We start from the raw sequence: 25,684 nt of genomic DNA on the forward strand, positions 1-25,684 counted from the left end.
GACAAGATTGCGGGAGGAGGACTGGAATGGCCGTAGAGAACACCGCCAATCCGTTGGCTCCGGGCACTCAGCTGGGAGCCTTGCTGATGGCAAATGCGGGCCGAGCGATTGCGATTACGACTGCGGCGGGAGAAATGACGGGAACGCTGGAGTCGTGCAACTCAACCTATATTCGGGTGGCGGACGATGAAGGAACGAAGTATGTGTTGTGCAGCCAGATTATCGCCGTTTCTTTCCCCGATCCTTCTTCGAGGCAGGCGGATTCGGCCGAATAAGCGCCGCAAGCAAGGCCAGCAGGAGGAACACCGCGAAGCTCGCGGCGGCGACCGCGACGTTCGCGGACAGTAGTCCCCATCCGTTGGGCAGGATGCCGCCATCTGCGGCCCAGACCTCTAATGGGCCCGGGGAGAAAAGCCGGCTGCCCTCCGCGAAGCTTTTAACGGGAGCGGACATTGCCGCCAGCGCCAAGGGGTAGACGATCAACAGCGCAAGCGCGCTGTGGAGCAGACGGCCGGCAATGACTTTAAGCCAAGGGAATGCTGTCTTGAGGCCGAATGCCGCTCTGGCCTGAAGCAGGCCGACCCAGCCGCTCCAGGCCAGCGCCGCCGCCATAAGCGCGCAGGCCGACGCAGGGTTCGCGGCGAACAAGGCGGACTGACTGCTCTCGTAAGCGCCCAGATGAAGCTCGTAAATGCCGGGGACAGTCAGCCATAGATCGTTGCCGGGAATAAACAGCTGCAAGAGCCGTATTATCACGGCCCCCATCATAATCAGTCCTCCGACATTCATTAAAGTCCCGACAGCGCTTGTGACGGAATCGGCGAGCAGCTTGCCCAGCGGTCGTCCATCGTCCTGACGGGCGTCCGTCATCGCACGCAGCGCCCGGAGGACGATGGCTCGAGGCTGGTTAAGAGGCAAGGGAGGAACCTTGGGTCTTGCAGGCTTGCCGATTCTTGCCCAGACGATGCCGGAGAGAATTGCGGACAGCCAGAGGCCGAGCGCGATCGCCCAGCCCAGGGCGGGAGATTGAAGGAAGCTGTAACCGATCACGAGCACAATGAGAAAAGGGTTCGGGACATGGGAGACGAGAAGGACGGTATCGACGTCCTCCTCAGGAAGCATGCCGTTGTTCCGAAGCCTTGCGGCTTCTTTGGCGCCGGCCGGTATTCCGGCCGACCAGCCGAAGGCGATCGCCCATCCCGACGCTCCGGGAAGGCGGAACAGGCTTCGAGTAAGCGGCTCGGCCAGAGCGGCCAGGCCGTGAAGCAGCCCGGAAGCGGCCAGAAGCTCGGCCAGAATCAGCGGAGGCAGCAATCCGGGGAAGACATTCTGCCACCAGATCTGGAGTCCGGCCAGCGAGGCGCGAAACGCTTCTCCGGGAGAGTGGACGATTCCAGTCACGACAAGCAGGGCGGACAGGCCCAGGATCAAGGAAAGGAAGGCCGCGCGAAACCGATTGGATGAATTGGACACAGCTTACCGCCTCCCGTGCGCAGTTACTTTACCATACGCCGGGAGCGAAGCGGTTAGACCTTCTTGTCCGAATTCCGGCGGTCGCGACCGCCGGAATTCGGACAAGCTCATATTCGGATGGGAGGCTGCGTGAAGTCGCGCATGGCCAGGGAGGGATCGCGATCGCGGAAAGCCAGGGAATAGACGGCGGTCGCTCGGGCATCCATAGCTAGATACGGCGAATCGCTCTTTGCCGCAGAGGCAACGACGGGTGCTTGGGCAACGCCGCGCATCCTGTGAAGCAATTCCCGCCCGCTGTCATTGAAGCCGAGCACGCGAATATAATCGATTCCGGAGGCCAGACGTTCGGGGCTCAACAGCTCCTTGCGATGGCCGAGGAGGATGCGCAGAAGCGTCCGCTGCAGCTTCGTGCGGGTGTACCTTTTCGTTTTCAGCGCTTCCAGCAGAGAGGAGACAGAACGGTCGGGAAGGTCGGCCAGCACGGACCGGATGCGGTTTTCCAGCCCTTCGGAGACTTCGGCGAACGCCCCGATGTCGGACGGCGCTTGACGATACAGCTCGTGGAAGAGCGGCATGGCGAAATCCTCCCAATGAACGGGAGCTCTTCCGAGCTCGGTTTCCCTGCGGAGAATATCCAGCGTCGATGGCGGGACGTAGGGCGCAAGCTGCGACAACGATCCGGATTCGCCCATCAGCACCTTGCGCAGCGCCGTAGCGCTGGCAATACGAGCGTCCGATATGTCGGTTTGCCCGTATTCGGATTTTTCCCTGCGCACGGTATAAGGCCTGATGGAGCTGCCGGTTTTGCGCAGGGCCATCAGGTAATGCAAGCCGAGCGTGTGATTCGGCTGAGACAGCGAGAAAGCGTGCTCGCTCTTGCCGATCCGCCGCAAATAGCCCTCTGCCGCAGCGGTGAAGGCGGAAGGATAAGGCAAGCCTCGTTTCAGCTGCTCGGCGATCAGGGCGGAGAAGCTGTCCGGCTCTTCGGTCAACAGCTCAGCAGCAAGGCTCAGCGCCTCCAGATCTCCGCTCTCGCTGCCGAAGCACAGGGCGTCCGCGACCCCCGTGGCATTCAGAAGGGCTACGGCTCCGTAGGCAAACCATTGCGCGGGCTGGGAGCTGTAGGCGACGGGAAGCTCAAGCACGAGATCGCAGCCCGCACGGAGGGCCATCTCCGTTCGCGCCCATTTGTCGGCCAACGCGGGTTCGCCGCGCTGGAGAAAATGACCGCTCATTACCGCGATGACCCGATCGGCGGCCGTTATTTTTTTGGATTGCTGCAAATGATAGAGATGACCGTTATGTAAAGGGTTATATTCGACGATAACGCCGACTGTGGACATATTATCACCTTGAATCCGTTAGGGTTTGTCTGCCACAATATAACATGAGGGAGAGATCGAAGAGAAGCTTGTCCGAAAACTCGCTGAAAATGTTGACAAAAGAACGGAGATCTCGATATAATAAATTTTGTTTGTTTGGAGTGATGGAATTGTTGCTGAAAGTGCAAGAGCTTGTAGCCCGGCAGCAGCCGGTCGATCTGCAAGGCGCTCTGGATTTAACGGAATTGTTCCGGGATAATCCCGAGTATCGCCCACTCGCTCCGATGCAATACGACGTGAAGGCGAAAGCCGCCGACGATCGTATCGTCGTGTCGGGCCAGCTTTCCTGTGATGTCGGCATGCGCTGCTCGCGTTGCCTGGAGACGATCGAAGAGACGATCCGGGTTCCGTTCGAGGAGACGTTCCGCGTCGTCGGGGAAGACGCCGAAGCGGACGAAGAGGATGACGAAGCCGTACCCGTGAAGGAAGAGAGGATTGATCTTGCTCCTTATTTGCTTGAGGAGTTCGTCGTCCAATTGCCCTATGCACCCTTGTGCAAGGAAGATTGCCAAGGACTGTGTCCCGAGTGCGGAACAAACCTGAACGAACAATCGTGCGGTTGCCAGACGGAGAAGATCGATCCCCGTATGGCTGCGCTTCAGGATTGGTTTAAATCTCAGAAGGATTAGGTCCGGCTAAGGCTGAGACTTGATCGGACTGATAAGGAGGTGGCAGCAATGGCAGTCCCTTTCGCGAAAACATCGAAAGCCCGCAAACACAAACGCCGGACGCACTTTAAACTGGTGGTTCCTGGTATGGTGAAATGCGTGCAATGTGGAGAGTTGAAAGTGTCGCACCGCGTGTGCAAGGTGTGCGGTACGTACAAGTCCCGTGAAATCATCAAGCAATAAGTCCTAACGCGTCTGGAATCACGACGGGGAAACGCTTACGGCCGCCCAACGGCGGCAGGGGCGCGATCTTGCGGTCGTTGCTTGCCAGCGCGTTTTTCTTTATACTTGAATTGGCACCTGGTATTAAAGGTTATCTATAAATCAAGCGAACCCAAACGAGGGTGATTCGAGCCCGTCAGGGAGGTGGAGAGGCATGGAACGGCTTCCCAAAAGGCAGAGACACCAGCAATTGAGCAAGCTTCTGGAGGAAAACCCGTTTCTCACCGACCGGGAATTGACTCGGCTGCTCAAGGTAAGCATACAGACCATTCGGCTGGACCGGCTCGAATTGGCGATTCCTGAGCTAAGGGAACGGCTGAAGCTGATGGCGGAGAGGTCGTATGATCCCGTTCGTTCTTTGCCTTTGCACGAGGTGATCGGCGACATTCTCGATCTGCAGCTCGACAAAAGCGGCATCTCCTTGTTCGAGATCAGCTCCGAGCACGTCTTTTCCCGATCCGGCATCGCACGGGGACATCACGTATTCGCTCAAGCCAATTCCCTTGCTGTCGCGGTGATCAACGACGAGATCGCGTTGACGGCCTCTGCGGATATCCGCTTTATCCGACCGGCGAGGCTTGGGGAGAAATGCATCGCGAAAGCCTATGTTCGCTCAAGCGGGGCCCAGAAGGGGAAGGCGAAGGTAGAAGTGTTTACATACGTCGGCGAGGAAATGGTGTTTCAAGGTAACTTTATTATTTATAGATCGGCCAGTGAAATCTAATCGAGAAGGAGCGTGCAGCTCATGCGGATTGCAATTGATGCGATGGGCGGCGACCACGCGCCGCGAGCCCATGTCGACAGCGCATTGGCCGCGGCAGCCGAATGGCCGGATACGCAGCTGATCTTGGTCGGCAATCCGGAGAAGATCCAGCCGCTGCTGGGAAGCGATGCCCCCGGCAACATCTCCATTGAGCCTGCATCGGAAGTCATTGAAAGCGACGATGAGCCCGTGAAGGCGGTTCGGCGCAAAGCGGATTCTTCCATGGTCGTGGCAGGCCGCATGGTGAAGGAAGGCCGGGCCGACGCGATGATTTCCTCCGGCAATACCGGCGCCCTTATGGCTACCGGCCTCCTCGTCGTCGGTCGAATGGCCGGGATCGAAAGGCCGGGACTGGCCGCGATGTTCCCGACGTTGGACAATCGGGGCTTGCTAGCGCTTGATATGGGCGCGAACATGGATGCCAAGCCTGAGCAATTGCTGCAATACGCGCTTATGGGCAGCATCTACCGAAGCAAGGTGCATGGCATCGCCAAGCCCAGAATCGGCTTGCTGAACGTAGGTACGGAAGCGGCCAAGGGAAACGAGCTTACCAAGGCGGCGTTCGACCTGTTCGAGCAGGCGCCGATCAACTTCGTCGGCAACGTCGAAGCGAGGGATGTGCTCGAAGGCGTATGCGACGTCATCGTATGCGACGGCTTCTCGGGCAATATTTTGCTGAAGGCGCTGGAGGGAGCCGCGTCTTCGATCTTCAAGCTGCTGCGGGAGGAATTGACCTCGTCGCTGAAAGCCAAGCTCGCCGCAGCCGTCCTTAAGCCCAGCTTCCGCAGGGTGAGGGACAGGATGGATTATAACGAATACAATGGCGCGCCGCTGCTCGGCATTAAAGGGCTCGTTGTCAAAGGGCACGGGTCTTCGGACGCTAAAGCCATGAAAACCGCGATCCGTCAGACTCGTACGGCAATCGGCAACCGGTTAATCGCATCGTTGGCTGACGAATTCAGCGGAAAGTGAGAGAAGACGTATGAATGGAATTTCCGTGGGCATTCTGGGAACGGGCAAATACGTTCCGGAGCGCCGTTTAACGAATCACGAGCTTGAACAAAGGGTCGAGACGAACGATGAATGGATCGTTACGCGCACCGGAATCCGCGAACGCAGAATCGCGGCCCCGGAGCAAGCGACATCCGACCTGGCTTACGAAGCGTCCATGCAGGCGCTGCAGGCTGCGGGAATTACCGCAGAGCAGCTTGACTTGATTATTGTCGCCACCATTACGCCGGATATGTTCTTTCCTTCCACGGCCTGCATTCTGCAGGAAAAGCTGGGCGCGAAGAAAGCGGCGGCCTTCGATCTGTCGGCGGCTTGCTCCGGATTTATTTACGGGCTGGCAAATGCATCCGGGTTTATCTCTACGGGAGTATACAAGCATGTCCTCGTCGTAGGCGCAGAGTGCTTGTCGCGCATTACGGATTACGAGGATCGCAATACCTGCATTCTGTTCGGAGACGGCGCGGGAGCGGTCGTGCTCGGGGAAGTGCCCGCAGGACGCGGCTTCAAATCGTTTAAGCTGGGAGCGGACGGCGCGGGCGGAGAGCTGCTGCGCATTCGCGGAGGGGGCTCGCGCACTCCTTCGACGGAGCAGTCGATCGCTGCTCGTCACCACTTCATCGAAATGAACGGACGAGACGTGTTCAAATTCGCCGTTAGAGTGATGGGAAGCGCGGCGGAAGAAGCGCTCGCCAGCGCGGGATATACAAAAGCCGATATCGATCTGCTGATTCCTCATCAGGCGAATATCCGTATTATTCAGTCCGCTTTGGAAAGATTGGACTTATCTGAAGACAAAGCCATGATTAATCTGGATCGTTACGGCAATGTCTCGGCAGCTTCCATTCCGCTGGCTCTGGCCGAGGCGGTGGAGACCGGCCGCGTGAAGGAAGGCGATTGCCTGGTGCTGGTCGGCTTCGGCGGAGGATTAACCTGGGGCGCGACCGTGTTGAATTGGTAATGACGCTTTCCGAACGGAACAGGAGGAACGATATTGGGTAAAATTGCATTTGTATTCCCCGGACAGGGGGCGCAAGCCGTCGGTATGGGGAAGGATGCCTACGAGAGCAACGAATCCGCAAGAGCGATATACGTTCAAGCAGACGAAGCGCTGGGCTTCTCCATCGCAAAGCTTTCCTTCGAAGGACCCGAGGAGGAGCTGCGCCAAACGGCGAACACGCAGCCGGCCTTGCTGGCGACTAGCGTAGCTTTGCTGGAAACGTACAGAGAGCAAGGCGGACTGAAGCCGGACTATGTGGCGGGCCATTCGCTGGGCGAATACAGCGCGCTCGTGGCTGCGGGCGTTCTGGGCTTCTCCGATGCCGTTCGGCTCGTCCGGGCTCGCGGCCGATTCATGGAAGAGGCCGTTCCGGGCGGGCAGGGCGCGATGGCTGCGGTTCTGGGCGCGGAGCGTTCGGCCTTGCAGGCGCTGTGCGCGGACATCTCGGCCGCGGGAGCGGTCGTAGAGCTGGCAAACGTGAACTGTCCGGGGCAGATCGTGGTGTCGGGCTCGGCGGAAGGCGTCGCTGCGGTCGTCGAGCGCGGCAAAGAGGCCGGAGCCAAGCGGGTGATCCCGCTTGAGGTCAGCGGTCCGTTCCACTCCTCGTTGATGCAGCCTGCCGCAGAACGATTGGCTGCGGAGCTGGAGAAGGCGGAGTTCCGCGAGGCCCAGGTGCCTGTCGTGGCGAATGTTCACGCCAGACCCGTAACAAGCGGAAACGAGCTGCGCGAGCTGCTTGTCAAGCAAGTTGTGTCGCCCGTACAATGGGAGGACACGATTGCGTTCCTGATCGGGGAAGGCGTCGATACGTTCGTCGAAATCGGCTCCGGCACCGTGCTGGCGGGGCTGATCAAGAAGATCGACCGTTCCGTCAAGGTGATTTCGGTCAACAGCGCTGCCGCGGCAGTCGGACAATAAGCTGCAAAGGCGACTTAGAGGCTGGGAGGTTGGATAAGCGATGGCAATGTGGAATCTAGAAGGCAAGAGCGCTTTGGTAACCGGCGCTTCGCGGGGAATCGGCCGGGCGATCGCGATCGCGCTTGCGGAGGCGGGCGCGGATGTGGCGGTCAACTATTCCGGCAGCGAAGCCGCAGCGGCGGAAACCGTGAAAGCGGTAGAAGCGCTCGGACGCAAAGCCGTGATGATCAAAGCGAACGTAGGCAAGCCCGGCGAGTTCGACGAGATGGCGTCGACCGCGCTGGAAGCTTTCGGCAAGCTGGACATTCTCGTGAATAACGCCGGCATTACCCGGGACAATCTGATTATGCGGATGAAGGAAGCCGAGTTCGACGAAGTGATCGAGACGAACCTGAAGGGCGTGTTCAACGGAATCAAAGCCGTGACTCGGCCGATGATGAAGCAGCGCTCCGGTCGGATCATCAACATCTCTTCCGTCGTGGGCGTTCTGGGCAACGCCGGACAAGCCAATTACGTAGCCGCCAAGGCCGGGGTTATCGGATTGACGAAGTCGGCCGCGCGGGAGCTCGCTTCCAGAGGCATTACGGTGAACGCGGTTGCGCCGGGATTCATCGAATCGGATATGACGGACAAGCTTCCGGCCGAGTATCGCGACAAGCTTCTCGGGGAAATTCCGATGGGCCGCATGGGCCGGCCTGAAGACATCGCATCGATCGTCGTCTACTTGGCATCGGACGCAGCCGCCTATATGACGGGCCAAACCGTCCATGTCGACGGCGGCATGTACATGTAGCAGATCAAGTACGGCGCGGGTTCGCCGACAGAATGCGCGGCTCGCTGGAAGCGCTTGGACTCATACAAGCCCTCTATGGCTTTTTGTCCATGATTCACGTATAATACGTTAAGGGAGGTGAACCGGATGTCCGATGTACTAGATCGTGTAAAACGCATCGTTATCGAACGCCTGGGTGTAGAAGAGGCAGAGGTAACACCCGAAGCATCTTTCAAAGACGACTTGGGCGCTGATTCTCTGGATGTGGTAGAGCTCGTTATGGAACTCGAAGACGAATTCGACTTGGAGATTTCTGACGAGGATGCAGAGAAGATCACAACGGTGGGAGAAGTCGTTAAATACATACAATCTCATGCGTAATGATCGACGGGTCCCGTTATTGCGACGGGACTTCTGCATATTCTCACGCAGCTTCACATTGTGAGGCGCGTATGAAATAGCCTGAAGAGGTGAATAGGTTTGACACAGCGTGTTGTCGTTACTGGAATGGGGGTCGTCACGTCCCTCGGAACCGATTTGCCTACGTTTTGGAGCAATCTGTTGGAAGGCAAATCGGGAGTTAGTCTGATCGAAGCCTTCGATACAGCGGATTACACAACGAAGATAGCAGCGGAAATTAAGGGATTCGATCCCGGCTTATATAACATCGACAAGAAAGATGCCCGCAAGATGGACCGTTTCGTACAGTTCGGCGTTGCGGCCAGCAAGCTTGCCATCGAGGATGCCAAGCTCTCGATCGGCGACAATGCCGACCCCGAGCGCGTAGGCGTTGTCGTGGGCTCCGGAATCGGCGGCTTGGGCACCTGGGAAGAGCAGCATACGACGCTGATGGAGAAGGGCCCGCGCAGAGTCAGTCCTTTCTTCATCCCGATGATGATCGCGAACATGGCCAGCGGTCAAATCTCGATGAGCACGGGAGCCAAAGGGCCTAATACGGCGGCTGTGTCGGCATGCGCGACCGGAACGCACTCCATCGGCGACAGCTTCAAAATGATTCAACGCGGCGATGCCGACGTCATGATCTGCGGCGGCGCGGAAGCGACGATTCGCCCGATCGGGATGGCCGGCTTCTGCGCGATGAGAGCAATGAGCACGCGCAATGACGAGCCGGAGAAAGCCAGCCGTCCGTTCGACGTAGATCGCGACGGATTCGTCATGGGCGAAGGCGCCGGCGTCCTGATTCTCGAATCGCTTGAGCATGCGCAAGCCAGAGGCGCGCATATCTATGCGGAGGTTATCGGGTACGGGATGAGCGGCGACGCTTACCATATGACGGACCCTGATCCGGACGGAGCCGCGCGTTGCATGAAGAAAGCGATTAAGGACGCTGGCATCGAGCCTGAGTCCATTCAATACATTAACGCGCACGGGACCTCTACGGGTGCCGGCGACAAGTCCGAAACGACGGCGATCAAGAAAACCTTCGGAGAGCATGCGTACAAGCTGGCCGTCAGCTCTACCAAGTCCATGACCGGTCATCTGCTTGGAGCGGCCGGCGGCGTGGAAGCGGTTATTCTCGGCTTGACGCTGCAGAACGGCATCGTTCCTCCGACGATCAATCTGGATCAACAGGATCCGGAGTGCGATCTGGATTACGTGCCGAACAAGGCTCGTCCGGCAGACGTTCAAATTGCATTGTCGAATTCCTTCGGCTTCGGAGGACACAACGCAACGATCATCATGCGGAAATACGAAGGCTAAGCCGACAACGGCATACGAAACCTAATAAGCGCGTGAACGTCGACGCAGGCGGCAGTAGCTGTCTGCGTCGGTTGTGTATCAGGCGCAGTCGAGGTGAGGGACGATGAAGGAACAATTTCAACAGCTGCAGCAACGGATCAATCTGACTTTTCGCAATCCCGCGCTGTTAAAGCAAGCATTCACGCACACCTCCTACGTCAACGAGCAGCGGGGCGCGCGAATCCCGCATAACGAGCGTCTGGAGTTTCTGGGCGACGCGGTGCTGCAATTGACCGTATCGGAATATTTGTATCGTCTCTACCCGGATTCTCCGGAAGGGGAGCTAACTCGTTTGCGGGCCAGTATCGTCTGCGAACCTTCGCTTGTCCGTTTTGCCGAGGCGCTCGAATTCGGGCAGGTCGTGCTGCTCGGCAAAGGGGAGGAGCAGACTGGCGGCCGCACGCGGCCATCGTTGCTTGCCGACGCGTTCGAGGCTTTCTTGGGCGCGCTTTATTTGGACCAGGGCCTGGAGGCCGCACGGGATTTTCTTGAAAGGCATATGTTCTCGCAGCTTCCGAGAGACGGCCAAGCGCCGCTGAAGGATTACAAGACGGAGCTGCAGGAGAAGGTGCAGCAGATGTCGATGGGCGCGCTCGATTACCGCATCGTAGAGGAGCGGGGACCGGCCCATGACAGGGAATTCGTCGCCGTCGTCGGAATCGGCAAGCAGCAGCTCGGTCAGGGAGTCGGACGCTCGAAGAAGGAAGCGGAGCAGCAGGCGGCTTCCGAGGCGTTGACCGTATTTGCGAAGCATTATTCAAGCTAATAACTTACCGACACGCCGAGAGGAGAAACTGTCCTTATGTTTTTGAAAAGAATCGAGCTGGCGGGGTTTAAGTCGTTCGCGGACCGGACCGAACTCGAATTCGTTCGCGGCATTACCGCAGTCGTCGGGCCTAACGGCAGCGGCAAGAGCAATATCTCGGACGGCATTCGCTGGGTGCTGGGGGAGCAGAGCGCGAAATCGCTGCGCGGCGGAAATATGCAGGACATTATTTTCGCGGGCAGCGATTCCCGCAAAGCGGTTAACTTCGGCGAGGTGTCGCTTACGCTGGATAACGCGGACAAGGCGCTCCCGCTGGACTTTACCGAGGTGACCGTGACCCGGAGGGTGCACCGGAACGGAGAAAGCGAGTATCTGATCAACAAGCAAGCATGCAGGCTTAAGGATATTACGGAGCTGTTCATGGACACCGGGATCGGCAGAGAAGCTTATTCGATTATCGGTCAAGGCCGCATTGAAGAAATTTTGAGCACCCGTTCCGAGGATCGTCGGGGAATATTCGAAGAAGCTTCGGGAATTGTCAAGTACAAGAGCCGGAAGAAGGAAGCGCAGAAGAAGCTTGAGGACACGGAGAACAATTTGCTTCGGATTCACGACCTCGTCAGCGAGCTCAAGGGACAGATCGAGCCCTTGAAGGAACAGGCCGAGAAGGCGGAAAGCTACAAGACGCTCAAGGAGCAATTGAAGCATAAAGAAATCGCGCTTTACGTTCACCAGATCGAAGGCGTGCATACGTCCTGGTCGCAGACGAACGAGCGGCTGGATGCGCTGCGGAAAGAACAGCTGGACCTGTCGACCTTCGTGAGCAAGCATGACGCGATTCTGGAGGAAGAGCGGCATGCGCTGGCGCAGCTGGAGGAGCTGCTGGAGACGCTGCAGGACGAGCTGCTTCGCTGCAGCGAGGAAACGGAGAAGTCGGAAGGCTACGTTGAACTGCTGAACGAGCGGCGCGGCCATCTGGAGCGCACCCGCGACGGGTACCGCCAATCTCTGGCGTCCGCAGAGGAGCGGTTCGCGCTCGCCTCGGAGGAGGAGCAGGCGCTTCAGGCCAAGCGCGTCCAGCTTGAAGCCGAGCTGGAGACGTCTCTGGCGAAGCTGAAGGATGAAGAGGAACGGCTGGCGTTGGCCGACGGCAGCACGGAAGCGGAGGAGCGTCTTAAGGCGGAGCTCTTCGACACGTTGAACGCCATGGCGCAGGCGCGCAATGACATTCGCTATGGCGAAGGCCAACGCGAAGTTCTGGAGCGCCGAATGACGCGCATTGCCGAAGAAGAGAAGAAGTGGCGAGAGCAGATGAACGCGCTGACAGACAAGCGCGACCGTCTGGAGGAAAGAATCGCCGAAGTTACGCAGTCGCTGAACGAAGTGCGCGATCGCTACGTTGCGGAAGGCGCGCGCTCCTCGGAGCTTCAGCGCAAGCTGGAGGAGAGCCAGGCGTTCGTGCGCCGCCACGAGCAGAAGAAGGAAGCGCTCGTATCCCGGCGGGACACGATTAAAGAGCTGCAGAACGATTACGACGGCTTCCAGCACGGCGTCCGCGAGGTGCTCAGAGCCTCGAAGCGGGGGACGATGCTAGGGGTTCACGGCGCGGTCGCCGAGCTCGTCAGCGTGCCGGGCCATCTGGAGGTGGCGATCGAGACCGCATTGGGCGCGGCGCTTCAGCATATCGTGATGGAAGACGAGAAGAGCGCGCGCACCGCGATTGCCTATCTGAAGCAGAGGCAGTCGGGAAGAGCGACCTTCTTGCCGCTGGACGTCATTCGGCCGAGGCACATTTCCGACAGCGATCGCCGGGCGTTGGGCGAAGCCGAAGGCTTTGTCGGCGTGGCCTCCGAGCTGGTCGGCTGCGATGCGAAGTATTCCGCCATCGTCAGCAGCATGCTCGGCAACGTCTTGATCTCGGAGACGCTGGAGCAGGCGAATCGAATCGCCTCCAGGCTTCAGTACCGGTTCCGCGTCGTGACCAAGGACGGGGATATCGTTAATGCAGGCGGGTCCATGACGGGCGGAAGCCTGCAGAAAAAGTCGTCCAGCCTGCTCGGCCGGCAGCGGCAGCTGGAGGAGCTGGACAGAGAGATCGCGGAGGCCGAGAAGGCCCGCGAACGCGCCCGTGCTGAAGCCGACGAGCTGAAGAAGCAATTGGCCCAGACGGCGCAAAACATCGAGCAACTCCGCCATCAAGGCGAGCAGGAGCGGCTGAAGGAGCAGCAGGTTTCGGGAGAAGGCGCGCAATTGGAGCAGGAGGAAAGACTGCTGGAGGAGCAGCGTGCGGCCATGCAGGGAGAGAAAGCGGCCTTCGATACGGAGGCGGGTGGACTTAACGCCAGCAAGGAGGAGGCGGAGGCTCGCCTGGCTCGTCTGACGGAAGAGGAGGCGCGCATTCAGGACCGCATTCGCGAGGCGGAGGAGCTTCGCCGTCAAAGCGCGTCCGCAAAGGAAGAGCTGCAGGCGGCGTTGACCGAGCTGAAGGTCGCCATCGCGCGGATGGAGCAGGATCGTTCGGCGCTGCACGAGCAATTGGCCCGCCATCGTTCGGAGCTGGCTCGGCTGACGGCCGAGCGCAAGCAGCTTAAGGAATCGCTGGAGCACAATGAAGTGGAAGCGGAGCGGACTCTCCAGGAGTCCGTCGTCCAGCGCGAGCGCTTAAACGAGCTGCGAATTCAGAAAAAGCAATTGACGGAGAACATTGAATTCAAACGCGCGGACCGCGCGGAGAAGCAACGCGAGCTCGAACGCAAGGAAGGCGAGACGAAGGATCAGCGGACGAAGCTGAGAAGCGTGGATGAGAGCCTGCGTCAGGCGGAGATCGCCGTCAACCGGATGGATGTGGAGCTGGACAACCTGCTTCGCAAGCTGACGGAGGAATACGAGATCGGCTTCGAGCTGGCGAAGGAGCGCTATCCGGTGCCGGAGGATGTCGCCGCGACCCAAGCCGAGGTTCGGGAGATGAAGCGCAAGATCACCCTGCTAGGGGATGTCAATCTCGGCGCCATCGAGGAGTACAAGCGCGTATCGGAGCGATTCGGCTTCCTGTCGGAGCAGGAGAGCGACTTGATCGAAGCGAAGACGAAGCTGCACGGGATTATTCGCGAGATGGACGAGGAGATGTCCAAGCGCTTCCGTTCGACGTTCGACGAGATTCGCAAGCATTTCGTCGTGGTGTTCTCCCGCATGTTCGGCGGAGGCCGGGCGGACCTCGTCCTCGTCGAGCCGGATAAGCCGCTTGAAACGGGGATCGACATCGTGGCTCAGCCGCCGGGCAAGAAGCTGACGAATCTGCAGCTGCTGTCCGGGGGAGAACGGGCATTAACGGCCATCGCTTTGCTGTTCGCCATTCTGCACGTCAAGCCGGTGCCGTTCTGCGTGCTGGATGAAGTCGAGGCGGCTTTGGACGAAGCGAACGTAGCGCGTTATGCTCAGTACATGCGCGAGTTTTCCGATTCGACGCAGTTTATCGTCGTCACGCACCGCAAAGGCACGATGGAGGAAGCCGACGTGCTGTACGGGGTTACGATGGAGGAAGGCGGCGTCTCGAAGCTCGTATCGGTCCGTCTGGAGGATTCGGAAGAGATGACGGCGACCGCATAGCGTAGCGAATAAGGCGGAACAGCAGCAATCAGGCAAAGAATCAGGTTGGAGGAACAAGGATGAGCTTTTTTAAGCGACTTAAGGAAAGCATCGCTTCCAAGACGGAGGCGGTTACGAGCAAGTTCCGCGACGGGCTGGCGAAGACGCGCGACGCGCTGGTGGGCAAAGTTGGCGAGCTGTTCAGCCGCCGCAAGAAGATCGACGAGGAGTTCTTCGAGGAGCTCGAAGAAATTCTGATCGGCGCGGACGTCGGCGTGAATACGGTTATGGCGTTGATCGACGAGCTTCGAGACGAAGTGAAGAAGCGCAAGATCGAGCAGCCGTCCGAGCTGCAGCCCATCCTGTCGGAGAAGCTCGTCGAGATGCTTCGGGGCTCGGACGACGAAATCGGCATCAAAGAGAATCCGAACGGCATCACCGTTATTCTGTTCGTCGGAGTGAACGGAGTCGGCAAGACGACGACGATCGGCAAGCTGGCCTGGCATTATAAGCAGAAGGGCAAGAACGTGCTTCTGGCGGCCGGAGATACGTTCCGCGCAGGCGCGATCGAGCAGCTTGAAGTATGGGGCGGACGCGTCGGCGTGGATGTCGTCAAGCAGGATTCGGGCTCCGATCCGGCGGCCGTTATGTTCGACGCCGTGCAAGAGGCCAAGCGGCGGAATGTCGACGTGCTGATCTGCGATACGGCAGGGCGATTGCAGAACAAGCACAATCTCATGGAGGAGCTGGCCAAAATTCATCGAGTCATCCAACGGGAGATTCCTACAGCGCCTCATGAGACGCTGCTTGTGCTCGATGCCACGACAGGCCAGAACGCGCTTCAGCAGGCGAAGCTATTCGGCGAGAAGAGCGGCGTGAGCGGACTCGTTCTGACCAAGCTGGACGGTACGGCCAAGGGCGGGATCGTCGTTGCGATTCGCAACGAGCTGTCGCTTCCGGTGAAGTTCGTCGGTCTCGGCGAGAAAATGGACGACCTGCAGCAGTTCGACCCGGATCAATTCGTGCATGCCCTGTTTGCGGGCATGGCCGCATCCGATGAGAAGGAAGAGACAGAGTCGAACTAAGCGCGAACGCAAGAGCGGGTCCCCCCGGGGACTCGCCATTGAATGCGGATGGCTTCAGAGGAACGACGTTGTTGGATGACCCCTATACTCGCTAGGGGTCGTCTTTTTTTATGCTCCGCTGAGGTATAATAAAGCTATACTGCAAAGTAATTTCGTAGGATGAGGTGCGCGATGAAACGAATATTGCTGGTTGAAGATGATGCGAATCTGGTATTCGGCATTGAATACACCTTATCCGGCGAAGGGTATACTGTTATTCTTGCCGCTAGCCTAGAAGAGGCCAGAAAGGCGCTGGAGGCAGGTGACGTCGATCTTGTTTTGCTAGACGTCAATTTGCCGGATGGCTCGGGCTATGAATTATGCAAGGAAATCCGGAGAGCGTCTCAGGTTCCGATTATCTTCCTGACGGCTTTGGATGAGGAGGCTAACGTGGTTGCCGGACTAGACCTCGGGGCGGATGATTATATGACCAAGCCGATCCGCACCAAAGAGCTTCTCTCCAGAATGAAAGCCGTATTAAGGCGCAATCCTGTGAATATGGAAGAAGCGAATGTATGGAAATCCGATGATATTCAGGTACGGGTGCTTGAAGGAACCGTCTTCAAAAACAATAAGGAGCTGATATTGACGGCGCTGGAATATCGGCTGTTGTTGATGCTGATCACCCACCCCAAGCAGATCTGCAGCAGAACCGCTATCCTCGGCAATCTGTGGGACATGTCGGGAGAATTCATCGATGACAACACGCTCTCGGTTCACATAAGAAGATTGAGAGAGAAGATCGAGGATGTTCCCGCGGCGCCCCAATACATCATTACCGTTCGAGGAGTCGGATACAAATGGAACGCGGAAGTATCGGGGAGATGAATCATGATTGAGGTTATCCGGAATCCGGAGTGGAAGTCCATCGCGGTCAAAATGCTTGCCTTTCAGCTGATATTGTCAATCTTCATGTTCCTTTATATGAATCATCAGGTCGGAAGCATAAACAAGACGATCATTGACCAGAACGCGGCTCTGATCGGATATATGCTGAAGCAGCAGCCGCAAGCCGAAAATGAAATTGTTCGCTATATCACCCAGGGGGCGCAAGAAACAGACGTCGCAGAGGGCAAACGGATTTTGGCGCAGTACGGCTACAAGGAGGGGATGTCGGCAGAGGATCAGCCAGCGCTTGCAGGAATGGCGTTGCCCATGCAAACGGGTAGCCTGATTTTGCTTTTCGCCATTCCGTTGCTGCTGCTGTTGCTATGGGAATATCGAAAATTATTCAGCAAGATCAGAATCATTTCCTTTGCCGCGGAGCAGGTCGTAGAGCGTCAATATCACAATCCGTTGCCGGAATCCGATGAAGGCGACTTTGGCTATTTAGGGCGAAGCTTCAACGCCATGGCAGATAGACTAAGCAATAGTCTTGAACAGCTCAAGCAAGAAAAAACCTTTCTGCGCAACCTGCTTTCCGACATCTCCCATCAGCTCAAAACTCCGCTGGCTTCGTTGATTGTGTTCAATGAAAATCTGCTGAACGATCCCGCGATGAAGGAGGACATGAAGGTTGCATTTCTGGAACGAAGCCGGCAGCAGCTCGACCGAATGGAGTGGCTTATTGTCAGTCTGCTGAAGCTGGCTCGAGTCGAAGCGGGTTCGATTCTGTATCGCAAGGAAGAGATACAATTAAGAGAAATTGTCGATAATGCCGTACATTCATTGCGATTGTTGACTGAGCAAGGCGCTCAGAGGATTGTTGTCCGCGGCGGAGAAGATATGCTCGTGCAGGCGGACGAGGAATGGCTGACAGAGGCATTCCTTAATTTAATTAAGAATGCGCTGGAGCATACCCCGAAAGAAGGGGAGATCCGGATTGATTTGGAGGAAAATTCATTATTTTATACGGTCAGCATTCGAGATCGTGGCGAGGGGATCTCCCCAGAGGATCTGCCTCATATTTTCAAGCGATTTTACAGAGGCAGGGACACAGCAAAGCCTCACAGCATAGGTATCGGTTTGTCTTTATCCAAGTCCATCATTGAAGGCCAGGGCGGCATGATCACCGTTGCGAGCAGGCGTGGAGAGGGAACTGAATTCGGAATCTCCTTCTCGAAAGGGAACAAGTGAAGAGGAAGCTTGCGAAAACGTAAGCTTCCTCTTCACTTTATCGTAAGCTTCCAAGCTTATAATAGCCCTCAAGCATCGTTAATCAAAAGCCTGGAGGTAAGACCAATGGAAATTCTGAAAACCGTTAACTTGTGCAAAGCTTATGGAAGCGCCGAAGCCAGGATTGAGGCATTGAAGAATGCCAATCTATCCGTCAATAAAGGAGAATTCGTGGCCATCGTGGGCGCCAGCGGCTCTGGAAAAAGCTCCTTGCTGCATCTGCTCGGGGGAGTGGATCGGCCGACAGGCGGCCAAGTCATCATTAATGGCGTTGAGCTTTACACCAAAAGCGAAGAAGAGCTCGCTCTGTTCAGAAGGCGCGAAATCGGCTTTATCTTTCAATCGTATAATCTGATTCCGGTCCTGACCGCAGAGGAAAATATCAAGCTGCCGATGCTGCTTGAGAACAAAAAAGCGGATGAAAATTATGTTGAGGAATTAATGGGCATATTAGGTCTGACCGAGCGAAGGAGACATCTCCCCTCTGAGCTCTCCGGCGGACAACAGCAAAGAACCGCAATCGGCAGAGCCCTGATCAATAAGCCCTCTATTATACTGGCTGATGAGCCAACGGGAAACCTGGATAGTAAGAGCAGCAAGGAAATTGTCGATCTTCTGACCTTCTCCGTCAGAAAATACAACCAAACGCTTGTGATGATCACGCACGATATTAACGTCGCCCAGAGAGCGGATCGGGTCGTGAAGATAGAAGACGGTCTCCTCCTGCAGCAGAAGGAGGCGGACGGACATTGAACAAGTATACCGAGCTTACAGAGAAATATTTAAGGGGTCAGAAAAAAAGATCGCTGCTGACGATACTCGGCATTGTACTGTCGGTTACGCTGCTTACGTCGATCGGCACGATCGGCATGAGCTACAGGGACAAGCTGGTTAGACAGACGATAGACAACTACGGAGACTATCACGTTTCCTTCAATAGCATTCCAGGAGAGGCTGTGCCGAAAGTCGTCAACAATGCGACGATAGCAACCGCCGGAGTGATCAGTCGAGAGGGATATGCGGTAATCCGTTCGACCGACGAGAAAGAAAAGCAGGAAAATCCGTTCGCCGCGCCCTATCGTTACTTGAATGTAAAAGGATACGATGCGAATGCGATGAACATGCTCCGGGTGCAACTGGACTCGGGCAGGCTGCCGGAAAATCCGAATGAAATTATGCTGTCTACATGGAGCCTGGATCATTTTCAGAAAAAACCGGCGCTTGGAGATCGCATCAGGCTGGATCTCGGAGTCCGGAAGGCAGCATCGACCGGTAAAGAAAAAAAGATAAACGGCATGGGCGACTTCGGCTGGGATCTGGATGAAGCGTTTCAAGCTCAGACGCAAAGCGAGTTCACCGTCGTTGGCTTAATGAAGCCAAGCAGCCACAGCACCTGGTCGTCCGCCTTCATCTTCCCGGGCATCACTTTCAATGGCAATCAGTCGATCGATCCCAAGAAGAAGTACTTCGTCTACACCAAGATGAAGTCGTTGGATCAAATGAAAAAGAAGACGGAAGAAATCGTATCTTCGCTGCAAATCGGCAGCTCCGACGAAGGCTCTGCCATAGAGCTGAGTCGGGATAATAGCATTCAAAATTCGAGAGTGGAATACAACAACGAGCTGCTAAAGCTGTATGGCAAGAGCACCTATGCAGGCGTGAATAGAAGTGCGATACTGGCCTATGCCGCGATCATCGCGATTGTTATGATGTGCACCGTTGCGGTTATTTATAATACGTTTCATATTTCCGTGCTGGAGCGCGTGTCCCAATTTGGAATTCTTCGATGCATTGGAGCTACGCCGGCGCAAATTCGCAAAATCGTATTTAAAGAAGCGGCATTGCTGAGCTTGATCGGCATTCCCATCGGTCTGTTGACGGGTACTGTTTTCATGAAGATATTGTTCTATGGCATCAGCTTTTTGACATTGGGGTTTCTAAATGACATGAGAATGGTTGTTTCTTTGCCGATCTTGGCCATCGCCGGTTTATTGGGGGTTGTGACCGTCTATCTCTCCGCGATCGGCCCCGCAAGACAGGCAGCGCAGGTATCCCCTATGGAGGCCATTAGAAGCTCGGGCAGCACGCCGGCGGAGAATATCACCTCGATCAAGAAGTCCCTGCTGATTAAGAAGCTGTTTGGCTTCGAGGGGCAGTTTGCCAGACGGAACCTGCAGCGGAACAAGAAGCGTTTTCGCATTACGGCTTTCTCTATGATAATCAGCATCACCTTGTTTATCGTATTTAACGGCCTGGTCGACTTCTTGAAGCAGACGACGCCATCAGGCATTCAATATTCCTATTCGATTGCCTACGAAGGACCCTCGAAGCGAATCCATGATTCTGTCTACGATGATCTTCTCCGCCTTGACGCGGTGCAGCAAGCCTACAAGTTCTATAATCAGCAGGCCATGGCTATCATTCCGAAGCGCAAGATTAATCCCAAATATTACGAGCTTAGGAAAGAACGCTACGTGGTCGAAGCAGGAGATGGATATCGTACGGACAACAATTTCCTCCAATCCTACGGGGATAACGGCTTAGATGCCCTGCAAGCCAAGCTAACGGCCGGGACGATCGACAAGGAGCAAATGAACCGGGACAACGGGGTTGTCGTGGTTCAAAAAATAAGCATGACAACGGAGCAAGGCCAAAAACTCATTATCGATCAAACCGACTTCAAGGTCGGGGATCAAATCAAAATACGCGCTGTCGAAGGAAGCCAGGCTCAATATCAGGCGGTAACAGTAGTCGGCATTGCCGATCAGGATTTGTTGTCGAAAGGATATCATGAAAGCGCCACTCTGGGGTTCATTACTACGCCGGAGGTATTTGCGAAGATTACGGGAGACGATCGTTACTCCAGAATATTCATACTCGCCAACTCCGATCTTCCGAACGAGCCCATCGCGGATTATCTGCAGGCTTTAACCAAAGAAGACGGCGGTTACAGCTACAGAGACAGAGTGACGGAGTTGGCGCAAGCCAAAAACGACGCGACGACCGCAAGCCTCTTTTTTTACGGCTTTATCGGCGTCATTGTCTTGATCGCCTTCCTGAACATTCTGAATACGGTGAGCACGAATCTGATTCTGCGAAACAAGGAGTTTGCCGTTCTGAAGGCTATCGGCATGACGCAGAAGGAAATCGGCAAAATGATTATATTAGAAGGGATCTTCTACGGTTTATTCGCCGCAACGTACGGAATTCTGATCGGGACGGCTCTGAGCTACGGAACCCACCGTCTGCTCGCGGATGCGGTGTATACGGAGTGGGCGATTCCCTGGGGCAGTGTCGGCATTGCTTTTGCGGGCGCGCTTCTTACCGCGCTCGTCGCAACGATATGGCCGATGAACAGGCTGAACAAAGCCAATATCGTCGATTCGTTAAGGAAGGAAAACTAGAGTCGGCGGGGATAGCGAAATGCAATTGCTTTGTATACAAGGCAATTGCATTTCGTACGATCAGGAAGAAACAGCAACAGTACAACACGTGTGCTGCCGCAACTCAAGGATGACGAAGCCGGTTTACTTGTGTTAAGGTATTTCCCTTGACATCCTTTTCTGTTTTCGGTAAGATAGGCAATGTGAAACGGCAGAGGAGTGAAGGGAGCAGCCATTGTGCACGGGGAGAACGCTTTGGAGAAGACGAACCGAATCAATGTGCTGTTTGATTTTTACGGACCTTTGCTAACCGACAAGCAGCAGACGTTCCTGAAATGCTACTTTCAAGACGACTATACGCTGGGAGAAATCGCGGCCGATTTTCAGATCAGCAGGCAGGCGGTTTACGAGCATTTGAAGAGGGCCGGGCAGGTGCTGGAGGATTACGAAGCCAAGCTGGGCTTGGCGGATCGGCATAGCCGCCTGCAAGCGGGCATCGATCTGCTGGAAGCACAGATCGCCGGATTGCCGGCCGAGTGGCGCGAGCCGCTGAGCGGCACGGTCGCGGTGCTGCGGGGCGCGGAGTAGCCCGGACGCAGAGGCCTCTTAAATAGAGAATCGAGCTTAAGAGATTACCGTTCCGAAGGAGGGATGGGAAGATGGCATTCGAAGGATTAACTACCCGGCTGCAGAACGTGTTCGGCAAGCTGAAGGGCCGGGGCAAGGTTTCGGAGGACGACGTTAACGAAGCGATGCGCGAGGTTCGTCTGGCCCTGCTGGAAGCGGACGTTAACTTCAAGGTCGTCAAGGATTTCATTGCGAAGGTGAAAGAGCGCGCGCTGGGACAGGAAGTGCAGAAGAGCTTTACGCCCGCGATGGTGATCATCGACATCGTCAACAAGGAATTGACCGAGCTGATGGGCGGCACGCAGGAGAAGCTGGCGAAGGCGAACAAGCCGCCGACCGTTATTCTCATGGCCGGCTTGCAAGGCGCAGGTAAGACGACGCTGACCGGCAAGCTTGCCAAGCTGCTTCAGTCGCAGAATCACAAGCCGTTGCTTGTGGCGGGCGATATCTATCGTCCTGCGGCGATCAAGCAATTGCAGGTGCTGGGCGATCAGATCGGCGCGCAGGTATTCTCGCTCGGCGATCAGGTCAGTCCCGTCGAGATCGCGAAGCAGGGCTTGCAGCTCGCGAAGGAGCAAGGCAACGATTACGTGCTGATCGATACGGCAGGCCGCCTGCAGATCGACGAGGAATTGATGCAGGAGATCAAGGATATCCATACTGCAGTCAAGCCCGACGAAGTGCTGCTTGTGGTCGATGCCATGACGGGGCAGGAAGCGGTGAATGTGGCGAAGAGCTTCCACGAGCAGCTTGCGCTGACGGGTGTGGTGCTCACCAAGCTAGACGGGGATACGCGCGGCGGTGCAGCCCTGTCGGTTAAAGCCGTGACGGGCTGTCCGATCAAGTTCGCCTCGACAGGCGAGAAGATCGACCAGCTTGAAGCGTTCCATCCCGATCGGATGGCTTCCCGAATTCTCGGCATGGGCGATATGCTTTCGTTGATCGAGAAGGCCCAGACCAACATAGATGCCGAGAAAGCGGCGGAGATGGAGCGCAAGATGCGCACCGCGGACTTTACCTTCGACGATTTCCTCGAGCAGATGGAGCAGGTTCGCAACATGGGGCCGCTGGAGCAGCTGCTCGACATGCTGCCGGGCATGAACAAGCTTAAGGGCAATCCGAATTTCAAGATCGACGAGAAGCAGATCGCGCGTACCGAAGCGATCGCCAAGTCGATGACGAAGGCGGAGAAGAAGAAGCCCGACATCATCAACTACAGTCGCCGCAAGCGGATCGCGGCTGGCAGCGGAACGACGCTGGCCGATGTCAATCGGCTGCTCAGGCAGTTCGAGGACATGAAGAAGATGATGAAGCAATTCTCGGGCATGATGGGACCGAAGGGTCCCAAAGGCGGCATGAAGGCGCTGAAAGGCATGTTCGGCGGCAAGGGCAAGAATAACATGAAATTCCCGTTCTAGAAGCCTTGACGGCCGAAGAACGCTCTTATTTCTGTCAAGGAGGTGAAAGTTCATGTCAGTTCGCATTCGTTTGAAACGGATCGGCGCCCACAAGGCTCCATTCTATCGCGTAGTCGTATCGGATTCCCGTTCCCCGCGCGATGGCCGTTTTATTGAAGAGATCGGCCTGTACAACCCGGTTGCTCAACCGGCTCAAGTACAGATCGACGAGGAAAAAGCTTTGAAATGGCTGCAAAACGGCGCGCAAGCGTCCGATACCGTTCGCAACCTTCTGAGCAAAGCCGGCGTTTTGAAGAAATTCCACGAATCCAAGCTCCAGAAGTAATCGCCATCTAACCGGAGGGCTGAGCCATGGAACAATTGATTCGGGTCATTGCCCGAGCGCTTGTGGATCATCCGGAAGACGTGCAGATTCAGGTCAAGGAAGACGCGAGAGGCCTGGTGTACGAGCTTTCCGTTCATCCCGACGATGTCGGCAAAGTGATCGGCAAACAGGGACGTATTGCTAAAGCGGTACGTACGGTAGTCTCTTCCGCTGCGGTTAAGGAGCGGAGGCGCGTCATTGTGGATATTGTCTCGGAATAATAGGCTTAGGGGCCGTAACGTGCGCAGGCGCGTTGCGGCCTTTTGCATGAACGGTCAGAAAGGTAAGATAACATTCCTTTAACCTCATCTGATCGCGCAATACAAAACGTCTGTCGCCGACCGTGGGGAGGCGAATTTTACTCGGCCGCCGGACATGGTCGGTGTCCCGGAAGCCTGTCGCCGGCGCTCGACATTTGCGAATGTCGCATTCGATGCTATATTATAGGTACTTATGCGATACGCACAAGCGAAGGGAGTTTGTTCCATGTCGGAAGAACGTCTGCTCAACGTTGGAAAGGTTGTTAATACGCACGGGATCAAGGGAGAGCTTAAGATATGGCCGCAGACGGATTTCCCGGAAATCCGCTTCAAGCCGGGCAGTAAGCTGTTGATGGTGCCTCCGGAAGCCGGAGAGCCGATCACGATCGAGATCGTCGCTGCCCGCGAGCAGAAGAAGATGTATATCGTTCGAGTTCGGGGCTTCGACAGCATTAACCAGGTGGAGCAGTACAAAGGCTGGGAGCTGAAGGTTGCGGATGACGAACGGGTGCCGCTGGAGGAAGGGGAATACTATCTCCGGGATATTGTCGGGTGCGAGGTCGTGACAGAGGAGGGCGAAGCTCTTGGCCGGATTACGGATGTACTGTCCCCCGGTGCGAACGATATTTGGGTAGTCGGCCTGCCGAAGGGCAAAGAGCTGCTGCTGCCGGTCATCGATGACGTCGTATTGGACGTCGACATCGCGGCTCGCAAAGTCAAGGTGCATCTCATGGAAGGATTGCTCTAGCATGCGAATAGACGTACTTACGCTGTTTCCGGAGATGTTCACGGGCGTCTTCGGGTCAAGCATATTGGGGAAAGCGAACGACAAAGGAATCGTATCGCTGAATACGCTTAATTTTCGCGATTTTGCGAACAATAAGCATAATACGGTCGACGATATGCCTTACGGCGGCGGCGGCGGAATGGTGCTGAAGGCGGAACCGATCTTCGGCGCGGTAGAGCATCTGCTTGAGGGGAGCGCCGAAGCTAGGGAGACGGAGGCCGTCAAGCCGCGAATTATATTGATGTGTCCGCAGGGAAAGCCATTCTCCCAGTCGCTCGCTCGGGAGCTGTCCTCGGAGAAGCATCTGATCTTCATCTGCGGTCATTACGAGGGGTACGACGAGCGCATCAGAGAGCATCTGGTTACGGACGAACTCTCTGTCGGGGACTATGTGCTTACGGGCGGCGAACTGCCGGCTATGGTTGTCGTGGATGCGGTCGTCCGACTGCTGCCGGGAGTATTGGGCAACGAGCAATCGGCGATTACCGACTCGTTCAGCGACGGGCTGCTGGAATATCCGCATTATACCCGTCCGGCGGAGTTCAGAGGCTGGAAGGTGCCTGACGCGCTGCTATCGGGCCACCATGCCGAGATTGACAAGTGGCGTCGGAGACAGTCGCTGGAGCGGACGCTGGAACGACGCCCGGAGCTGCTGGAGCAGGCGGAGCTGACGGCAGAGGAGCGCAATTGGCTGAGGGCTTTGCAGGCGGAAAGGGAGAATACGGCAAAAAATCGTTGAGATAGTTGTATTTTTCTCGCGAATATGATAGAATTTCAAATGTTGTTTTGTCTTTGATTGCTTATGCGATCAGATGAAACGCAGTTCGAGTAGGACGGTCCTCTGCACGCCAAGATCCGGCCGACAAGGCGCCGGGGAGCGGGGTACGAACGTCTGTTATGGAAGGAGTGAACACGCAATGAGCAATCTTATTCAAGCGATCACGCAAGAGCAGCTGCGCAAGGACATCCCTAGCTTCCGTCCTGGCGACACGCTTAAAGTGTACGTAAAAGTCGTCGAGGGTTCCCGTGAGCGCGTTCAGCTGTTCGAAGGCGTCGTTATCAAGCGCCGCGGCGGCGGAATCAGCGAAACATTCACGGTCCGTAAAATCTCGTATGGCGTTGGCGTAGAACGTGCCTTCCCGGTGCATTCCCCGCGTCTTGAGAAAATCGAAGTCGCTCGCCGCGGTAAAGTTCGCCGCGCGAAACTGTACTACCTTCGCAATCTGCGCGGTAAGGCAGCCCGTATTAAAGAAATTCGATAATGGACACAGAGGAGGGCTTGGCGACG

Annotated in this window: 26 protein-coding genes; 24 read left to right on the forward strand and 2 right to left on the reverse strand. The window is 56.3% G+C overall.

Annotation, left to right across the window (positions count from 1 at the left end; genetic code table 11):
- Nucleotides 1–26: 26 nt before the first annotated feature.
- On the forward strand, nucleotides 27–275 hold the full coding sequence (locus tag ACFO1S_RS20855; RefSeq protein WP_204601465.1) for a hypothetical protein: 249 nt from the start codon (nucleotides 27–29) through the stop codon (nucleotides 273–275).
- Here the strand turns inward: ACFO1S_RS20855 and ACFO1S_RS20860 are convergent.
- Nucleotides 220–1,473 (reverse strand): nucleoside recognition domain-containing protein, encoded by a 1,254-nt coding sequence (locus tag ACFO1S_RS20860; RefSeq protein WP_204601466.1) that lies wholly within the window; start codon nucleotides 1,471–1,473, stop codon nucleotides 220–222. The genes ACFO1S_RS20855 and ACFO1S_RS20860 overlap by 56 nt on opposite strands.
- A gap of 107 nt (nucleotides 1,474–1,580) precedes the next feature.
- Nucleotides 1,581–2,816 carry a nucleotidyltransferase gene (locus tag ACFO1S_RS20865; RefSeq protein WP_204601467.1) on the reverse strand — a complete coding sequence of 412 codons (1,236 nt, stop codon included), beginning with the start codon at nucleotides 2,814–2,816 and terminating at the stop codon, nucleotides 1,581–1,583.
- A 149-nt stretch (nucleotides 2,817–2,965) separates the two neighbouring features.
- On the opposite strand from ACFO1S_RS20865, the gene ACFO1S_RS20870 reads away from it, so the two are divergent.
- From ACFO1S_RS20870 to rplS, 23 genes are all read left to right on the forward strand, one after another.
- On the forward strand, nucleotides 2,966–3,484 hold the full coding sequence (locus ACFO1S_RS20870; protein WP_204601468.1) for a YceD family protein: 519 nt from the start codon (nucleotides 2,966–2,968) through the stop codon (nucleotides 3,482–3,484).
- A 48-nt stretch (nucleotides 3,485–3,532) separates the two neighbouring features.
- Nucleotides 3,533–3,706: a 50S ribosomal protein L32 gene (gene rpmF / locus ACFO1S_RS20875; RefSeq protein ID WP_204601469.1), complete on the forward strand. Its 174-nt coding sequence runs from the start codon at nucleotides 3,533–3,535 to the stop codon at nucleotides 3,704–3,706.
- 193 nt (nucleotides 3,707–3,899) lie between these two features.
- Nucleotides 3,900–4,469 (forward strand): transcription factor FapR, encoded by a 570-nt coding sequence (fapR, locus tag ACFO1S_RS20880; protein WP_204601470.1) that lies wholly within the window; start codon nucleotides 3,900–3,902, stop codon nucleotides 4,467–4,469.
- A gap of 21 nt (nucleotides 4,470–4,490) precedes the next feature.
- On the forward strand, nucleotides 4,491–5,480 hold the full coding sequence (plsX, locus tag ACFO1S_RS20885; protein WP_204601471.1) for a phosphate acyltransferase PlsX: 990 nt from the start codon (nucleotides 4,491–4,493) through the stop codon (nucleotides 5,478–5,480).
- Nucleotides 5,481–5,490: 10 nt separating this feature from the next.
- A complete protein-coding gene (locus ACFO1S_RS20890; RefSeq protein WP_378127480.1) occupies nucleotides 5,491–6,477 on the forward strand; it encodes a beta-ketoacyl-ACP synthase III in 987 nt (328 codons plus the stop codon).
- 33 nt (nucleotides 6,478–6,510) lie between these two features.
- Nucleotides 6,511–7,434, forward strand: a complete 924-nt coding sequence (gene fabD, locus ACFO1S_RS20895; protein WP_204601472.1) for an ACP S-malonyltransferase — start codon at nucleotides 6,511–6,513, stop codon at nucleotides 7,432–7,434.
- Between the two features lie 46 nt (nucleotides 7,435–7,480).
- Complete coding sequence (fabG, locus tag ACFO1S_RS20900; RefSeq protein ID WP_204601560.1) at nucleotides 7,481–8,227, forward strand: 3-oxoacyl-[acyl-carrier-protein] reductase; 747 nt, start codon at nucleotides 7,481–7,483, stop codon at nucleotides 8,225–8,227.
- A gap of 126 nt (nucleotides 8,228–8,353) precedes the next feature.
- Nucleotides 8,354–8,587, forward strand: coding sequence for an acyl carrier protein (locus tag ACFO1S_RS20905; RefSeq protein WP_094050752.1), 234 nt, complete (start codon nucleotides 8,354–8,356; stop codon nucleotides 8,585–8,587).
- Between the two features lie 99 nt (nucleotides 8,588–8,686).
- Entirely contained in the window at nucleotides 8,687–9,928 is a 1,242-nt protein-coding gene (fabF, locus tag ACFO1S_RS20910) for a beta-ketoacyl-ACP synthase II (protein ID WP_204601473.1), read from the forward strand.
- Between the two features lie 103 nt (nucleotides 9,929–10,031).
- Nucleotides 10,032–10,733, forward strand: a complete 702-nt coding sequence (gene rnc, locus ACFO1S_RS20915) for a ribonuclease III (protein ID WP_204601474.1) — start codon at nucleotides 10,032–10,034, stop codon at nucleotides 10,731–10,733.
- A gap of 36 nt (nucleotides 10,734–10,769) precedes the next feature.
- Complete coding sequence (gene smc, locus ACFO1S_RS20920; RefSeq protein ID WP_204601475.1) at nucleotides 10,770–14,339, forward strand: chromosome segregation protein SMC; 3,570 nt, start codon at nucleotides 10,770–10,772, stop codon at nucleotides 14,337–14,339.
- Nucleotides 14,340–14,398: 59 nt separating this feature from the next.
- Nucleotides 14,399–15,403: a signal recognition particle-docking protein FtsY gene (gene ftsY / locus ACFO1S_RS20925; protein WP_204601476.1), complete on the forward strand. Its 1,005-nt coding sequence runs from the start codon at nucleotides 14,399–14,401 to the stop codon at nucleotides 15,401–15,403.
- Nucleotides 15,404–15,574: 171 nt separating this feature from the next.
- Complete coding sequence (locus ACFO1S_RS20930; RefSeq protein WP_204601477.1) at nucleotides 15,575–16,270, forward strand: response regulator transcription factor; 696 nt, start codon at nucleotides 15,575–15,577, stop codon at nucleotides 16,268–16,270.
- A gap of 3 nt (nucleotides 16,271–16,273) precedes the next feature.
- On the forward strand, nucleotides 16,274–17,518 hold the full coding sequence (locus ACFO1S_RS20935; RefSeq protein WP_204601478.1) for a HAMP domain-containing sensor histidine kinase: 1,245 nt from the start codon (nucleotides 16,274–16,276) through the stop codon (nucleotides 17,516–17,518).
- Nucleotides 17,519–17,623: 105 nt separating this feature from the next.
- Complete coding sequence (locus ACFO1S_RS20940; protein ID WP_204601479.1) at nucleotides 17,624–18,310, forward strand: ABC transporter ATP-binding protein; 687 nt, start codon at nucleotides 17,624–17,626, stop codon at nucleotides 18,308–18,310.
- The gene (locus ACFO1S_RS20945) at nucleotides 18,307–20,961 is read left to right on the forward strand and encodes an ABC transporter permease (protein WP_204601480.1); all 2,655 of its coding nucleotides are present in this window, start codon (nucleotides 18,307–18,309) and stop codon (nucleotides 20,959–20,961) included. Before ACFO1S_RS20940 ends, ACFO1S_RS20945 begins: the two co-directional genes overlap by 4 nt.
- Before the next feature lie 216 nt (nucleotides 20,962–21,177).
- Nucleotides 21,178–21,528: a YlxM family DNA-binding protein gene (gene ylxM / locus ACFO1S_RS20950; RefSeq protein ID WP_204601561.1), complete on the forward strand. Its 351-nt coding sequence runs from the start codon at nucleotides 21,178–21,180 to the stop codon at nucleotides 21,526–21,528.
- Between the two features lie 71 nt (nucleotides 21,529–21,599).
- Nucleotides 21,600–22,985 (forward strand): signal recognition particle protein, encoded by a 1,386-nt coding sequence (gene ffh / locus ACFO1S_RS20955; RefSeq protein WP_204601481.1) that lies wholly within the window; start codon nucleotides 21,600–21,602, stop codon nucleotides 22,983–22,985.
- 52 nt (nucleotides 22,986–23,037) lie between these two features.
- Nucleotides 23,038–23,310 (forward strand): 30S ribosomal protein S16, encoded by a 273-nt coding sequence (rpsP, locus tag ACFO1S_RS20960; RefSeq protein WP_169279707.1) that lies wholly within the window; start codon nucleotides 23,038–23,040, stop codon nucleotides 23,308–23,310.
- Nucleotides 23,311–23,336: 26 nt separating this feature from the next.
- On the forward strand, nucleotides 23,337–23,570 hold the full coding sequence (locus ACFO1S_RS20965; protein ID WP_204601482.1) for a KH domain-containing protein: 234 nt from the start codon (nucleotides 23,337–23,339) through the stop codon (nucleotides 23,568–23,570).
- Nucleotides 23,571–23,835: 265 nt separating this feature from the next.
- A complete protein-coding gene (gene rimM, locus ACFO1S_RS20970) occupies nucleotides 23,836–24,357 on the forward strand; it encodes a ribosome maturation factor RimM (RefSeq protein ID WP_204601483.1) in 522 nt (173 codons plus the stop codon).
- Between the two features lies 1 nt (nucleotide 24,358).
- A complete protein-coding gene (gene trmD, locus ACFO1S_RS20975; RefSeq protein WP_204601484.1) occupies nucleotides 24,359–25,135 on the forward strand; it encodes a tRNA (guanosine(37)-N1)-methyltransferase TrmD in 777 nt (258 codons plus the stop codon).
- Between the two features lie 178 nt (nucleotides 25,136–25,313).
- Entirely contained in the window at nucleotides 25,314–25,658 is a 345-nt protein-coding gene (gene rplS, locus ACFO1S_RS20980) for a 50S ribosomal protein L19 (protein WP_116059487.1), read from the forward strand.
- Nucleotides 25,659–25,684 lie beyond the last annotated feature (26 nt).

The organism is Cohnella boryungensis (assembly GCF_042651945.1).
GTDB classification, from domain to species: domain Bacteria; phylum Bacillota; class Bacilli; order Paenibacillales; family Paenibacillaceae; genus Cohnella; species Cohnella boryungensis.

Excerpts from the sequence above, each read along its gene's own strand:
- rimM (WP_204601483.1), top strand. The coding sequence starts at position 23,836 with ATGTCGGAAGAACGTCTGCTCAACGTTGGAAAGGTTGTTAATACGCAC.
- ACFO1S_RS20935 (WP_204601478.1), top strand. The coding sequence starts at position 16,274 with ATGATTGAGGTTATCCGGAATCCGGAGTGGAAGTCCATCGCGGTCAAA.
- ACFO1S_RS20855 (WP_204601465.1), top strand. The coding sequence starts at position 27 with ATGGCCGTAGAGAACACCGCCAATCCGTTGGCTCCGGGCACTCAGCTG.
- rplS (WP_116059487.1), top strand. The coding sequence starts at position 25,314 with ATGAGCAATCTTATTCAAGCGATCACGCAAGAGCAGCTGCGCAAGGAC.
- rpsP (WP_169279707.1), top strand. The coding sequence starts at position 23,038 with ATGTCAGTTCGCATTCGTTTGAAACGGATCGGCGCCCACAAGGCTCCA.
- rpmF (WP_204601469.1), top strand. The coding sequence starts at position 3,533 with ATGGCAGTCCCTTTCGCGAAAACATCGAAAGCCCGCAAACACAAACGC.
- ftsY (WP_204601476.1), top strand. The coding sequence starts at position 14,399 with ATGAGCTTTTTTAAGCGACTTAAGGAAAGCATCGCTTCCAAGACGGAG.
- ACFO1S_RS20930 (WP_204601477.1), top strand. The coding sequence starts at position 15,575 with ATGAAACGAATATTGCTGGTTGAAGATGATGCGAATCTGGTATTCGGC.
- rnc (WP_204601474.1), top strand. The coding sequence starts at position 10,032 with ATGAAGGAACAATTTCAACAGCTGCAGCAACGGATCAATCTGACTTTT.
- ACFO1S_RS20965 (WP_204601482.1), top strand. The coding sequence starts at position 23,337 with ATGGAACAATTGATTCGGGTCATTGCCCGAGCGCTTGTGGATCATCCG.
- smc (WP_204601475.1), top strand. The coding sequence starts at position 10,770 with ATGTTTTTGAAAAGAATCGAGCTGGCGGGGTTTAAGTCGTTCGCGGAC.
- ACFO1S_RS20905 (WP_094050752.1), top strand. The coding sequence starts at position 8,354 with ATGTCCGATGTACTAGATCGTGTAAAACGCATCGTTATCGAACGCCTG.
- ffh (WP_204601481.1), top strand. The coding sequence starts at position 21,600 with ATGGCATTCGAAGGATTAACTACCCGGCTGCAGAACGTGTTCGGCAAG.
- ACFO1S_RS20890 (WP_378127480.1), top strand. The coding sequence starts at position 5,491 with ATGAATGGAATTTCCGTGGGCATTCTGGGAACGGGCAAATACGTTCCG.
- plsX (WP_204601471.1), top strand. The coding sequence starts at position 4,491 with ATGCGGATTGCAATTGATGCGATGGGCGGCGACCACGCGCCGCGAGCC.
- ACFO1S_RS20940 (WP_204601479.1), top strand. The coding sequence starts at position 17,624 with ATGGAAATTCTGAAAACCGTTAACTTGTGCAAAGCTTATGGAAGCGCC.
- trmD (WP_204601484.1), top strand. The coding sequence starts at position 24,359 with ATGCGAATAGACGTACTTACGCTGTTTCCGGAGATGTTCACGGGCGTC.
- fabG (WP_204601560.1), top strand. The coding sequence starts at position 7,481 with ATGTGGAATCTAGAAGGCAAGAGCGCTTTGGTAACCGGCGCTTCGCGG.
- fapR (WP_204601470.1), top strand. The coding sequence starts at position 3,900 with ATGGAACGGCTTCCCAAAAGGCAGAGACACCAGCAATTGAGCAAGCTT.
- ACFO1S_RS20865 (WP_204601467.1), bottom strand. The coding sequence starts at position 2,816 with ATGTCCACAGTCGGCGTTATCGTCGAATATAACCCTTTACATAACGGT.